The sequence below is a fragment of the Mesorhizobium sp. C268A genome, assembly GCF_040324475.1.
GTDB lineage: Bacteria > Pseudomonadota > Alphaproteobacteria > Rhizobiales > Rhizobiaceae > Mesorhizobium.
This window is the reverse complement of sequence record NZ_JAMYVX010000001.1, coordinates 1,697,274-1,709,847: the sequence shown is the minus strand read 5'-3', so window position 1 is coordinate 1,709,847 and position 12,574 is coordinate 1,697,274. Positions and strand designations below refer to the sequence as shown.

The following is a 12,574-nucleotide window of genomic DNA, read 5'->3' as shown; positions in this document are numbered from 1 at the left end:
TAAAATGGACTGGATCGCAATCGGCTCACTCTCCGACATCCCCCGCCGCGGAGCGCGCTGCATCGCTACACCCGAGGGTAAGATCGCCGTCTTCCGCACGCAGGACGATCAGGTCTACGCCATCGACGACCATTGCCCGCACAGAGGTGGGCCGCTGAGCCAAGGCATCGTCCACGGCACCGCCGTCACCTGCCCCTTGCACAATTGGGTCATCTCGCTGGAGACGGGCAAGGCGCTCGGCGCCGACGAGGGCGCAGTGCGCACCATTCCTGTGCGCATCGAGGGCGAGCACCTGTTCATTGCGCTGAAAGCGCTAGCCAGCCGCGCGGCCTGAAGCATGGAACTGGGCGAAGCGCGCGAGGTGAGGACCACCTGCCCCTATTGCGGGGTGGGTTGCGGCGTGCTGGCGAAAGTCGCCGCGGACGGTGAAGTCAGCGTCCGCGGCGATCCCAATCATCCAGCGAACTTCGGCCGGCTCTGCTCCAAGGGCTCGGCCCTGGCCGAAACCATCGACCTCGACGGCAGGCTGCTCTACCCCGAAATCCACGGTCGCCGTGCCGGCTGGGACGAGGCGCTCGACCGCGTCGCTTCGACCTTTTCGCAAACCATCGCCGAGCACGGTCCTGACTCCGTCGCCTTCTATGTCTCCGGCCAGTTGCTGACCGAAGACTACTATGTCGCCAACAAGCTGATGAAGGGCTTCATCGGCTCGGCCAACATCGACACCAATTCGCGGCTATGCATGGCCTCCTCGGTTGCCGGCCACCGCCGCGCCTTCGGCTCCGACACCGTGCCCGGCACCTACGAGGATCTCGAGCTCGCCGACCTGATCGTGCTGGTCGGCTCCAATCTCGCCTGGTGCCATCCCGTGCTCTTCCAGCGCATCGCGGCGGCCCGGGAAAAACGACCGGAGATGAAGGTCGTGCTGGTCGACCCGCGCCGCACCATGACCGCTGATATCGCCAACATTCACCTGGCGATCGCGCCGGATGGCGACGTTGCTTTGTTCACTGGTCTGCTCGCCTGGCTCGGCCAGCACAACGCACTCGACCGTGGCTATGTGACCGCACACACGACCGGCTTCGGCCAAGCTCTCTTCGCCGCATCGGCGCTCGACCTTGCCGGCATCGCCGCCGCCACCGGCCTGAGCGAGGACGAGCTCACCCGCTTCTACAACCTGTTCGCCGCGACTGCGAAAACCGTCACGGTCTACAGCCAGGGAGTGAACCAGTCGTCTTCGGGCACCGACAAGGTCAACGCCATCATCAACTGCCATCTCGCCACCGGCCGCATCGGCAAACCTGGGGCAGGGCCGTTTTCAGTGACCGGCCAGCCCAACGCCATGGGCGGCCGCGAGGTCGGCGGCATGGCCAATATGCTGGCCGCCCATATGGAGATCGAAAACCCCGAGCACCGCGACCGCGTGCAGCGTTTCTGGAATGCGCCGGCCGTCGCCCAAAAGCCCGGTCTGAAGGCGGTCGAGATGTTTCAGGCGGTGGCCGACGGGCGCATCAAGGCGCTGTGGATCATGGCCACCAACCCGGTCGATTCGATGCCGGATGCCGATGCCGTCGAGGCAGCGATCAAGGCCTGCCCGTTTGTCGCGGTTTCGGATGTGCTGGCGAGCACGGACACCGTGCGCCACGGCCATGTGCGGCTGCCCGCCGCCGCATGGGGCGAGAAGGACGGCACCGTGACCAATTCAGAGCGCCGCATCTCGCGCCAGCGCAGCTTTCTTGCGGTGCCTGGTGAGGCGCGGCCGGATTGGTTGATCGTCGCCGAGGTGGGCAAGCGGATGGGGTTTGACGAGGCGTTTTCCTATTCGTCGCCAGCGGAAATCTTCGCCGAACACGCCGCGCTGTCGGGGTTCGAGAATGACGGCGCACGGGATTTCGATATTGGTGGTTATGCTGGTGTTGATAAGGAGGCCTATGCAGCGCTTGAGCCTTTCCAATGGCCGGCGCCGAGCCCAGCCATCCCCCTCTGGCCTGCCGGCCATCTCCCCCGCAAGGGGGGAGATCAGCCGTCGCCTCGGCCTTCGCCAATTTCCAACGATGCAGAAGATATGCCGGCGTCAAAGCTGCCAATCTCCCCCCTTGCGGGGGAGATGTCCGGCAGGACAGAGGGGGGTGTTCAAGCGGGACTTGACCCTTCCAACACCCGCTTCTTCGCCAACGGCAATTTCTACAATCCCGACCGCAAGGCCCGCTTCATCGCCATTCGTCCCATCGTCGAGACACGCACCAGCCCGGACTATCCGCTGATCCTCAACACCGGCCGTGTTCGCGACCATTGGCACACGATGACCCGCACTGGGAAAAGCCCACGTCTCTCCCAGCACATGGCCGAGCCCTTCGTCGAGATCCACCCGGCGGATGCCACGCATCACGGCATTGGCGACGCCGACATCGTGCGCGTCTCCAGCCCGCGCGGCGATGTGCTGGTGCGCGCGCTGGTGACGGCACGCCAGCGCCAGGGCAGCGTGTTTGCGCCGATGCACTGGACTGACCAGTTTTCGGCAAAAGGCCGGCTCGACACGCTGACCGCGCCTCTGACCGATCCGGTTTCCGGTCAGCCTGGGCTGAAACATGTCGGCGCCCGCATCGAGAAGTTCGCCGCGAGAGCCTTCGGCTTCGCCGTGGTGCGCCGCAAGCCGGTGGCGGTCGCAGCAGATTACTGGGCCGTGGCCAAATGCAAGGGCGGCTGGCGGGTGGAGCTTGCCTTTGCTGACGACGACATCGACTGGGCTGGTTTTGCTGGTTCGCTTTTCGATGTTCCCGTAGCCGATACGCTCGCTTATCACGACCGCGATACCGGCCAGCATCGTATTGCTGCCTTCGACGACCAGCACCTCGCCGGGGCTTTGTTTATCGCGTCGGGACCGGTGGCGGTTTCGCGGGGTTGGGCGGCACAGCAACTCCAGGAGGTTCACACCAGCCAGCGCGAACGCTTCAGGATCGTCGCCGGTCGCGCCGGCGCCGATCGGCCCGATGCGGGCGCGACCGTCTGCTCCTGTTTCAGCGTCGGGGTCAACCAGATCGCGGCGGCAGTGGCAGCCGGGTGCGCGACAGTCGAAGCCATAGGCGGCGCCCTGAAGGCCGGCACCAATTGCGGCTCCTGCCGGTCCGAGATCCGGGCGGTCATCCAGGCCAATCGGGTTCAGGCTGCGGAGTAGATGCGGCTGGATGGGGAGGGGATCTGATTATATCCTCTTGGGCCACCACGGTCATCGATTGCGGAAGGTGTGGCGGTCCTTTTCGGGTCGCTGTGAGCGCGCCGGCAGGAGGATCACCTGGCTTGGCTGTCTAATCCAGCCGGTCGCGCAGGATGCTCCAGGGGAGCAGCATATTCGGTGCATAGCGCACGAGGTTGTGCAGCGGGATCGGCGCTGGCGGTGCGAAGGGGAGCGGCAGATATCGGGCGTCCGTTCCGCTCGCCCAGTCCGCCAGCACTCTGCCCATTACCGTGGTCATGGCGATGCCGCGGCCGTTGCAGGCGAAGCCGGCGATCAGGCCCGGGCCGAGGTCGATGAGGCGCGGCAGGAAATCCGGCACCACCGCCGCCACGCCTGTCCAGCTGTAGGCAAGCGGCGGCAGGTCAGGCAAATCGAGATGCCTGGCGAGCCGTCGCCAGATCGTTTGCGGCATGCGCGTCTCAGCGCCGGCTCCGACGACATGCATGCCGCCGCTGATCAGCCGGTTCTGGCCATCGAAGCGGCACGTGAACAGGTTTCGCCTGGTGTCGCCGACGCCCTGGCCGCCGGGCAGCAGGCGCGCGCGTATGGCCCGGGACAGCGGCGCAGTGGCGATCTGGAAGACTTTCAGCGGGATATAGGTCCGCGCCAGTGTCCGGTTCAGTGCCCCGCCATAGGCGTTGGTGGCGATCACCACCTTGCCCGCACGCACGGCGCCGGATGCGGTCGTCAAGGTCCAGCCATCCGCAGCGCGGTCGATGGAAGCGACGCGCGTCTGCTCGAAGATCCGCGCGCCGGCTTTTTCGGCGGCATCGGCCAGGCCGCGCGCATACTCGACCGGATTGAGGACGCCGCCCGAGTTATCCATCCAACCGCCGGCGTAGCCGCCGATACCGGTGAGCGTCGTGACCGCCATGGCATCGAGCGCAACGGTCGGCCTGCCCCGCGCCGCCCATTGCTCGGCGCGCGATCGCGTCTTTTCCAGCGCGGCGGACGAATGCGCCGGCTGGATCCAACCATTCTGCACAGCGTCGCATTCGATGCCGTGCCTCTTGATCAGGCCGAAGACGAGATCAGCGCTGCCGGCGGCGAAGTCAACCAGGCGCCCGCCGCGCTCGGGTCCGAGTTCGGTGATGATGTCGTCTGGATCCCGCTTGGCGAAGTTCGGAACGACGAAGCCGGCATTCCGGCCGGTCGCACCCCAAGCGATGAATTCGGCTTCGAGGACCGCGACCGAAAGCCCTTTCTCAGAGGCATGCAATGCCGTCGACAGGCCGGAAAAGCCGCCGCCCACAATCGCGAGATCGACGTCGAGTCCGCCTTGCAGCGCGCCCCGGTCGCGGCGGTTGCGGCTGACGGCATGCCAGAGCGAAACGCCATACGCTTGCTGCCGGATCATGGCATTCATGATCCGGCCTCGTTCTCGTTGGCCGCCGCCTTTGTCTGTGTGCCGGGCTTCGGTCGGCGCGGCCGGTCGCCGAACAATCCGTTAGGCCGGATCAGCAGGATGACGCAGAGCATGACGCCGATGGCGACGATCTGCAGTGAGGCCGCGCGTGCTTGCTGCTCGGGCGCAAACAGCACGCTGGTCAGCGTGCCCGACCCCGCCCATATCGCCCAGACCAGGATGCTGCCGGCAACGGCGCCGGCATTGCTGCCCGAGCCGCCGACGATCAGCATCACCCAGACCTGGAAGGTCAGGATCGGCAGATAGTTATCGGGCGCGATGAAGCCGGTGAAATGCGCCTGCAAAGCGCCGGCCAGCGCCATGATAGCGCCGCCGACGGCGAAGGCCTGGACGCGGTAGAAGCGCGCGCTCTTGCCCAGCGAAATCGCCGCTCGCTCGTCCTCGCGCAGCGCCTTGAGCACGCGGCCCCAGGGGCTGCGCGACAGGTGCTCCAGAGCGAGATAGGCGATCAGCGTCACAGCCGAAACGACGGCGAGGTTCGACAGGTTGAACAGCAGCGGCGTTTCGGCAAGGCCGCCGAACGGGCGCGGGATGAAACCGATGCCGAACGGGCCGCCGGTGAGTTTCTGCGCGTTGAGCGCGACCAGCTGCACGACGACGGCGACGCCGAAGGTGGTGATCGCCAGGTAGTCGGATCGCAGACGCAGCGTGGCCATGCCGGTAAGTGCTGCGGCGATACCGCCGACGACCATGGCGCCCGCCCAGCCGACCAGGATCGGCAGACCGAAGCCGCCGAAGCGCGCGGCATCGTCCGGGGTCGTCAGCAGCGCCGATGTATAGGCGCCGATGGCGACGAATCCGGCAAGGCCGACATTGAAAAGGCCAGTCAGCCCCCACTGCAGATTGAGCCCCAGTGTGACCAGCGAAAAGATCAGTGCGGTGGTCAGGAAGAAGGCGCCGTAGCCGAGCAGGTCCATCAGCGTTCCCTCACACCAAACAGGCCGATCGGCCGAACGAACAGCACCGCCATCAGGATGATGAAGGAGATTGCGGCGCGCCATTCGGCGCCGATCAGCTGCACCGCACCGGCTTCGGCAAGACCGATGATCAAGCCGCCGAGCACAGCGCCCGGAATGCTGCCGATGCCGCCGAGGATGGCTGCTGCAAACATCGGCAGCAGCATGTCGAAGCCCATGAACGGGCGGATCTGCACCAGAATGCCGATCATCACGCCGGCCACGCAGGCCAGCGCCCCGCCGATGATCCAGGTGACACGCACAACGGAGGCAACATCGATACCGACGATGCGGGCCAGCGCTGCATTCTGGCTCAGCGCCTGCATGGAGCGGCCGGTCTGCGTGCGTGTCATCAACAGATGCACGCCGAGCACCAGCACGGCGGTCAGCAGCAGAAGCGCGATCTGATCGGGCGTGATGCGGATGCCGAAGCCGACCGGCATGGCGATCTGGATCGCGCGGCTGAAATAGGTCGGCCGTGAGCTGAAGGTGAATTCGAGCAGGCTGCGCAGCGCCATCGAGGCGCCGAAGCTCGCCATCACCACGATGATGGCTTGCCCCTGCGAGCGAAGCCGCGAAAACAGCACCTTGTCGAGCAACAGCGCCAGCAGGGCGGTGAAAGTCATGCCGACAACCAGCGCAACCAGCAGCGGCCAGCCGAAAGACAGCGGTCCAATGGGCGCCACCTTGCCGAACATCGCGCCGATGGCGCTGACGACGGCGAGCGTCGCATAGGTGCCCCAGGCCATGAAGTCGCCATGGGCAAAATTCGAGAAGCGCAGGATCGAATAGGTCAGCGTCACGCCGATGGCGCCAAGTCCGATCATCGAGCCGGTCAGCAACCCATCGACGACAAATTGCAGGCTCATGCCGCGCCTTCCTTGCCGGCGTGAGACGGGCGTTGGCCGAGATAGAGTTCGGCGACGACAGGATCGTTCCACAATTCGGACGCCACACCCTCGTGCCGGTCCTTGCCTTCGACCAGCACATAGGCGCGGTCGCCGATGGCCAGCGCTGCCTTGGCGTTCTGTTCGACCAGCAGGATGGTGACGCCGGACCTGCGGATGCCGGCCAGCATCTCGAACACCATCGATACGAATTTCGGCGACAGGCCGGCCGACGGCTCGTCGAGCAGCAGCACCTTGGGATGGACGATCAGCGCACGTGCGACGGCGAGCATCTGCCGCTGTCCGCCCGACAGATTGCCGGCGGCGGTGCGGCGCTGGCGGACGAGGTCGGGGAAGGCCGCATACATTTCCTCGATGCGGGCAGGGATTTCGCGTCGCTCGAGGATGCCGCAGGCGACCTTCAGATTGTCCTCGACCGACATCAGCGGGAAGATGTTCTCCGTCTGCGGTACGAAGGCCAGGCCGAGCCGAACCATGGTGTGCGCGGGAGCGGCGGTGATGTCCTTGCCGTCCAGAAATACGGTGCCGCCGGTGATCGGGACAAGGCCGGCGATCGCCTTGATGAAGCTCGACTTGCCGGCGCCGTTGGGACCGAGCACGACGACGATCTCGCCCTTGCCGACGGTGATCGAGGCGCCGCGCACGATCGGCACGCCAAGCTCATAGCCGGCTTCGAGGTTGCGCACGTCGAGGACGGTCTCGTTCATGTGGCGCCCCCGAGATAAGCCTCGATGACGCGCGGGTCGCGGGCGACTTCCTCTGCCGTGCCTTCGCTGAGCAACTGGCCGCTCGCCATGACCAGCACGCGGTGGCAGAGCCGCGTCACCATGTCGATATTGTGCTCGATCAGCAGAAAGGTGATGCCGTGCGCGTTGATGTCGCGGATGCGGTCGATGATGATCTCGAGCAGCGTCGCGTTGACGCCGGCGGCCGGTTCGTCGAGCAGGATGATCGCCGGATCGGCCATCATGACGCGGGCGAGTTCGAGCAGCTTGCGCTGGCCGCCGGAAAGCACGCGTGCCGGCTCGTGCGCGAGATGGGTGAGAGTGACCAAATCCAGCAGCTCGAGTGCCTTTGCCCTGGCTGCTCTTTCCTGTGCCGCCACTCGCCACGGCGTGACGAAGTTGGCGAGCAATTTTTCGCCGGCTTGGCCCTGCGCCGCCAGCATGATGTTTTCGATCAGCGTCAGATTGGGCAGGGGGCGCGGGATCTGGAAGGTGCGGCCAAGACCACGGCCGATACGCAGATGAGCGGCTTCGCCGGAGACGCGCGTGCCATTGAGCAGGATATCGCCGCTGGTTGGCAATATGCTGCCCGCCAACAGATCGAACATCGTCGTCTTGCCGGCGCCATTCGGCCCGATCAGGCCGAGGATTTCGCCCGCTTTGACATCAAACGAGACATCGTTGACGGCGACAAGGCCGCCAAAACGCCTGACGACGTTTCGTGCCGTCAGAACTGGCGCACGGGTCTCCTGCCCTTGGCGCTCCGCTGCATCGCTCATCAAACCCTCTGGCCGAAGACGATCGTTGTCGCCTCCTGATTTTTGATTTGTGATCACACTTGCTTTGATCACGCTATTCGGCTTTAATTTCATTCGCAAGCCGAAAACGGGGCAAATGCCGGTAATGCAGAAGGCTGCCATCGAAAAGAACAACGAGACGATCGCAGCCCAGCTTACGCCGGTCGGCCGCGAGACGGTGCAGGATCGCGTCTATTCCGAGTTGCGCCGTGCTCTGATCGGTGGCCTTTTCGAGCCAAACCAGGTGCTGACCATCCGTGGTCTTGCCGATGCGCTGGTCACCTCGACCATGCCGGTACGCGAAGCGCTCGGCCGGCTGATCACGGAAAAGGCGCTGGAGGCGCTGCCCAACCGTTCCGTGCGCGTGCCGCCGATCACGCTGGAGCGCATCGACGACCTCCTGCGTGCCCGCTCCCTCATCGAAGGCGAAGCGATAGCGCTTGCCGCCAGGCGCATGAGCCCGCGCCAGATCGCATCGATCGAAGCCATGCTGGGCGAGTGGGACGAGATGCGGGCCCTGAAGCACAAGAAGGATATCGATCGCGAAGCGACGCTCAACCAGAGCTTCCATTTTGAGATCTACCGCTGCTGCGGCTCGGCTGTGCTGATCCCGATGATCGAAAGCCTCTGGCTTCAATCGGGTCCCTGCATCCGCGTCGCCATCTATGCCTTCTCCGAGGCAGGCGAGGTTGATACCGCCCACTATCATCGTCGAATTGTCGCGGCACTTGCCAAACAGGATGCGCAAGCGGCGCGCGAGGCGCTGGTAGCCGACATCAGCCGCCCCTTCGCCTTCCTGCGCGACAAACTTCAATCGGCGAAGGACTGACATGCCCAAGCCCGCCATCGGCATCACAGAACCACGCTCGAAGCTTTCCGTGACGGCGCTGCTATTGCCCGAAAAGGCGCCGGAGAATGCCGCCTTCCTGCTGGCGTATCTGGCGCAGCCACGCATCATCCCAGGCATCCATGCGATGTGGACAGGACCGGAAATCTCGTGCCCGGTTCCGTCAGCCGATCTCCACGGCCAGGCCTATGCCCAGTCTTTGCCACCGGAGAATGCAACGGTGACGCCGCAGCCCGGCGATATCGTGCTGTCCTATGTGCCGCCACGCGTGTGGGGCGGCAATCCCAATGCCATCTTCGATATCGGCCTGTACTACGGGCAGGGGGCGCGGCTGCTGTTCCCGATCGGCTGGCTGGCCGGCAGCGTGGTCGCGCAAGTGCTTGCCGGAGAGCGCGATCAGTTTGCCGCCGCCTGCGGCGTCATCCGCCGCAACGGCGCCTGTGACATCACCTTCAGCCTGGTGGAGGCCTGAATGGCCGACGACAGTTTCGAACTCTTCGATCTGCGCGTCGAAGCGGTCATCCCCGAGGGCAAGCCGGTCTATTGCGGCGCCAGGGCCGGCGACTATTTCGAACTCAAGGGCGAAATGCTCTCGCTGCCGGCAGGGCAGGGTTTTTCGATCTATTCGATCTCGGCCGTGTTGCCGCTCCTGGCGGCAAAGCAGCGCCCGACGCATGCAAATGACTGGATGACCTCGGATGCCGAGATCGCCTGTCCCGATCCCAATTGCGCCAGCCGGCTCCGCATCGTCAGGCTTGCCAAGCGGCGGTTCAGCCATGCCGAAACCACGGCCGTGCCGCTGCCGAAGGAGACCGACAAGGGATGACCGCCAGGACCATCGAACTCAGCCCCGGCTATGGGATCTCGCGAGTCATCCGCGGTGGCTGGCAGCTGGCCGGCGGGCATGGCGCCGTCGACCGCAGCCAGGCGGTGACCGACCTCATCGCCACTTTCGATGCCGGCATCTGGACCTATGACTGCGCCGACATCTACACCGGCGTCGAGGAACTGATCGGCGCCGCGCGCCTGCGGCTGGCCGGCGAGCGCGGTCTCGATGTCGCGGCCAGGATGAAGGTGCACACCAAGCTGGTGCCGGACCTCGAACGACTGGCAGGCATCAGCCGCGACTACATCAGGGGCATCGTCGATCAGTCGCTTCGCAGGCTCAAGACCGAGCGGATCGACCTCGTGCAGTTTCACTGGTGGGATTATGACCAGCCTCGTTACGTCGAGGCGATGGGTTGGCTCGACGAGCTTCGGCTGGAAGGCAAGGTGCGCAATCTCGGCACCACCAATTTCGATACGCCGAGGCTAGCCGAAATCCTCTCCGCGGGCATCCCGCTGGTCAGCCAGCAACTGCAATATTCAGTGCTCGACCAGCGGCCGGCAAACAGCCTTGCGGGCCTTGCCGCTAAGAACGGTGTCCGCTTCCTCTGCTACGGCTCGGTGGCGGGCGGCTTCCTCAGCGACAAATGGCTTGGCGTGGCCGAGCCCTCCACGCCGCTCGAAAACCGCTCGCTGGTCAAATACAAGCTGATCATCGACGACTTCGGCGGCTGGGAGCTGTTCCAGTCCCTGCTCAAGGCGCTGAAAGCGGTCGGCGATCGCCACGGCGTCGACATTGCCACCATCGCCTCGGCATGGGTGCTCGAGCAGCCGCAGGTCGCGGCCGTCATTGTCGGTGCGCGCAACCAGGCACATGCGCTGGCCAATACGAAAATCATGGACGTCGCGCTCGACGCCGACGATCGCGCGCGGATTGCTGCCGCCATCGCACAAGGCACCGGCCTCGCGGGCGATGTCTACGCGCTGGAGCGCGACCGTCATGGCCGCCACGGCTCGATCATGCATTACAACCTCAATGCGGGGAAGAAATGAGCGGAGAGCCTTCCCTTTTTTCGCGTGCCAGCGCTGAAATCATCGACCTGCATCGCTTCTTCGTCGACTGGTTTGTCGCCGCGCGAGCCGACGCTGTGGAGTTCGGCCGCTTCGAGGCTGTCATGGGCGAAGGCCTCACCATGGTGGCGCCGAATGGCCAGATCCTCGATCGCGACGCGGTCGTAGATCATGTCCGGACAAGCCGCGCCACTTGCGACGACGGTTTTGCCATATCGATCGAGGACATCAGGCCGGGTTGGCAGGACGCGGACACGATCGTCATCTTCTACATCGAGGCGCAACTGCGCGCCGGCAAACACAGTCGCCGGCAGTCCAGTGCGGTCTTCACCACCAGTTCATCGGCACCAAACGGCGTCGAATGGCGGCATCTGCATGAGACCTGGCTGCAGGCGCCGGAAGGCTGAACAGGCAAAAGTTCAAACAAGAAAAGGGGAACGGCAATGAAGAAGACGATACTTCAAATCACCACAGCACTGGCTCTCGTGACGATGGCCGGCGCCGCACACGCAGCGGACTGCAAGATCACCGTCGGCCTGGTCATGGAGCTCACCGGTCCGGCCGGCGAATACGGCCAGGCCGGCGCGAAGTCCGTCGAAATGGCCTTCCGCGACATCAATGAAGCCGGTGGCGTACGCGGCTGCGATCTCGCAACCGACACGCGCGACAGCCAGAGCCAGGGCAATATCGCGGTCGATGCCGCGACCCAGCTGGTACAGGTCAAGAAGGTGCCGGTGATCATCGGCGGCATCATCTCCTCGGTGTCGATCCCGATTTTGACCTCGGTCACCGGGCCGGCCAAGATCGTGCAGGTGTCGCCGGCTTCATCCTCGCCGACGCTGACCGCCCTTGGCCGCGATGGCAAGACCAACGGCATCTTCTTCCGCACCATCACGTCGGATGCGCTGCAAGGCGTGGCCGCCGCCAAATACGCCATCGACAAGGGTTTTAAGAAACTGTCGATCATCCACGTCAACAACGACTTCGGCGTCAACATGGTGGCGGAATTCTCGCGCGCCTACAAAGCGCTCGGCGGCACCATCGTCTCCGACACGCCCTACAACGAAAAGCAGTCGAGCTATGCCTCGGAGGTCACGGCGGCGATGGGAGGCGAACCGGACGGGCTCTACCTCGTCAGCACGCCGGTCGACGGCGCAACGGTCGCCCGCACCTGGATATCGCAGGGCGGCGTGCAGAAATTCCTGCTCAATGACGGCATGAACAGCCCGGACTTCATCGAATCCGTCGGCGCCGATTATCTCAAGGATGCCTATGGCACCTCTTCCGGCACCAGCCCGACGGCCTCCACCGACTACTTCCTGAAAAACTACAAGGAGTTTTCGGGTATCGAGCCGTCGAACCCGGCAGCCGACCGTTCCTATGATGCCGGCGCCATTGTCGGCCTCGCCATTGCCATTGCCGGCTCCGAGGATCCAGCCAAGATCAAGGATGCCATGTACAAGGCGGTCGATCCTGCCGGCACACCGATCTATGCCGGCAAGGACGAGTTCGCCAAGGCGCTCGGCCTGATCAAGGACGGCAAGCCGATCCGCTATGAAGGCGTCATCGGTCCGGTCAGCTTCGACAAATATGGCGACATCACCGGTCCGTTCCGGCTGTGGAAGATCGTCGACGGCAAGGTGACGACCGACGGTGAAATGACAACCGACGACGTCAACGCGCTGCAGGCGAAATTGCAGTAGGCGCTGGTACATTGTCCGGCGCGATCTCCGTTCGATCTCTGGGAGATCGACGCCGGACAAGCAGTCCAACATCGGCGCTAG

General features: G+C 64.6%; 13 protein-coding genes. 8 read left to right on the top strand and 5 right to left on the bottom strand.

What is annotated here, in order from left to right:
* Positions 1–4: 4 nt before the first annotated feature.
* Both nirD and NKL06_RS08465 read left to right on the top strand, forming a co-directional pair.
* Positions 5–334: a nitrite reductase small subunit NirD gene (gene nirD, locus NKL06_RS08470; RefSeq protein WP_023692253.1), complete on the top strand. Its 330-nt coding sequence runs from the start codon at positions 5–7 to the stop codon at positions 332–334.
* A gap of 3 nt (positions 335–337) precedes the next feature.
* Positions 338–3,175, top strand: coding sequence for a nitrate reductase (locus tag NKL06_RS08465; RefSeq protein ID WP_023692252.1), 2,838 nt, complete (start codon positions 338–340; stop codon positions 3,173–3,175).
* Positions 3,176–3,305: 130 nt separating this feature from the next.
* On the opposite strand, the gene NKL06_RS08460 is transcribed toward NKL06_RS08465, so the two are convergent.
* From NKL06_RS08460 to NKL06_RS08440, 5 genes are read right to left on the bottom strand one after another with little or no spacing between them, the layout of a single operon-like run.
* Positions 3,306–4,601, bottom strand: a complete 1,296-nt coding sequence (locus NKL06_RS08460) for an NAD(P)/FAD-dependent oxidoreductase (protein ID WP_023692251.1) — start codon at positions 4,599–4,601, stop codon at positions 3,306–3,308.
* Complete coding sequence (locus NKL06_RS08455) at positions 4,598–5,581, bottom strand: branched-chain amino acid ABC transporter permease (protein WP_023692250.1); 984 nt, start codon at positions 5,579–5,581, stop codon at positions 4,598–4,600. The genes NKL06_RS08460 and NKL06_RS08455 overlap by 4 nt, the downstream gene beginning before the upstream one ends.
* Positions 5,578–6,486: a branched-chain amino acid ABC transporter permease gene (locus tag NKL06_RS08450; RefSeq protein ID WP_023745643.1), complete on the bottom strand. Its 909-nt coding sequence runs from the start codon at positions 6,484–6,486 to the stop codon at positions 5,578–5,580. Before NKL06_RS08450 ends, NKL06_RS08455 begins: the two co-directional genes overlap by 4 nt.
* Positions 6,483–7,232: a branched-chain amino acid ABC transporter ATP-binding protein gene (locus NKL06_RS08445; protein ID WP_023692249.1), complete on the bottom strand. Its 750-nt coding sequence runs from the start codon at positions 7,230–7,232 to the stop codon at positions 6,483–6,485. Before NKL06_RS08445 ends, NKL06_RS08450 begins: the two co-directional genes overlap by 4 nt.
* Positions 7,229–8,029, bottom strand: a complete 801-nt coding sequence (locus NKL06_RS08440; RefSeq protein WP_023692248.1) for an ABC transporter ATP-binding protein — start codon at positions 8,027–8,029, stop codon at positions 7,229–7,231. The genes NKL06_RS08445 and NKL06_RS08440 overlap by 4 nt, the downstream gene beginning before the upstream one ends.
* Positions 8,030–8,153: 124 nt before the next feature.
* Here NKL06_RS08440 and NKL06_RS08435 point away from each other — a divergent pair, with 124 nt between their 5' ends.
* Genes NKL06_RS08435 through NKL06_RS08410 form a run of 6 tightly spaced genes read left to right on the top strand, consistent with a single transcriptional unit; the run spans position 8,154 to position 12,493 of the window.
* Positions 8,154–8,876, top strand: coding sequence for a GntR family transcriptional regulator (locus NKL06_RS08435; RefSeq protein ID WP_023686960.1), 723 nt, complete (start codon positions 8,154–8,156; stop codon positions 8,874–8,876).
* Between the two features lies 1 nt (position 8,877).
* Positions 8,878–9,366, top strand: coding sequence for a DUF3830 family protein (locus NKL06_RS08430; protein ID WP_023692247.1), 489 nt, complete (start codon positions 8,878–8,880; stop codon positions 9,364–9,366).
* Positions 9,367–9,720: a TIGR04076 family protein gene (locus NKL06_RS08425; protein WP_023667858.1), complete on the top strand. Its 354-nt coding sequence runs from the start codon at positions 9,367–9,369 to the stop codon at positions 9,718–9,720. It abuts the gene before it with no gap.
* Positions 9,717–10,772 (top strand): aldo/keto reductase, encoded by a 1,056-nt coding sequence (locus NKL06_RS08420; RefSeq protein WP_023667859.1) that lies wholly within the window; start codon positions 9,717–9,719, stop codon positions 10,770–10,772. The genes NKL06_RS08425 and NKL06_RS08420 overlap by 4 nt, the downstream gene beginning before the upstream one ends.
* The gene (locus NKL06_RS08415; protein ID WP_023667860.1) at positions 10,769–11,197 is read left to right on the top strand and encodes a hypothetical protein; all 429 of its coding nucleotides are present in this window, start codon (positions 10,769–10,771) and stop codon (positions 11,195–11,197) included. Before NKL06_RS08420 ends, NKL06_RS08415 begins: the two co-directional genes overlap by 4 nt.
* Positions 11,198–11,233: 36 nt before the next feature.
* Positions 11,234–12,493, top strand: a complete 1,260-nt coding sequence (locus tag NKL06_RS08410) for an ABC transporter substrate-binding protein (protein WP_023692246.1) — start codon at positions 11,234–11,236, stop codon at positions 12,491–12,493.
* Positions 12,494–12,574 lie beyond the last annotated feature (81 nt).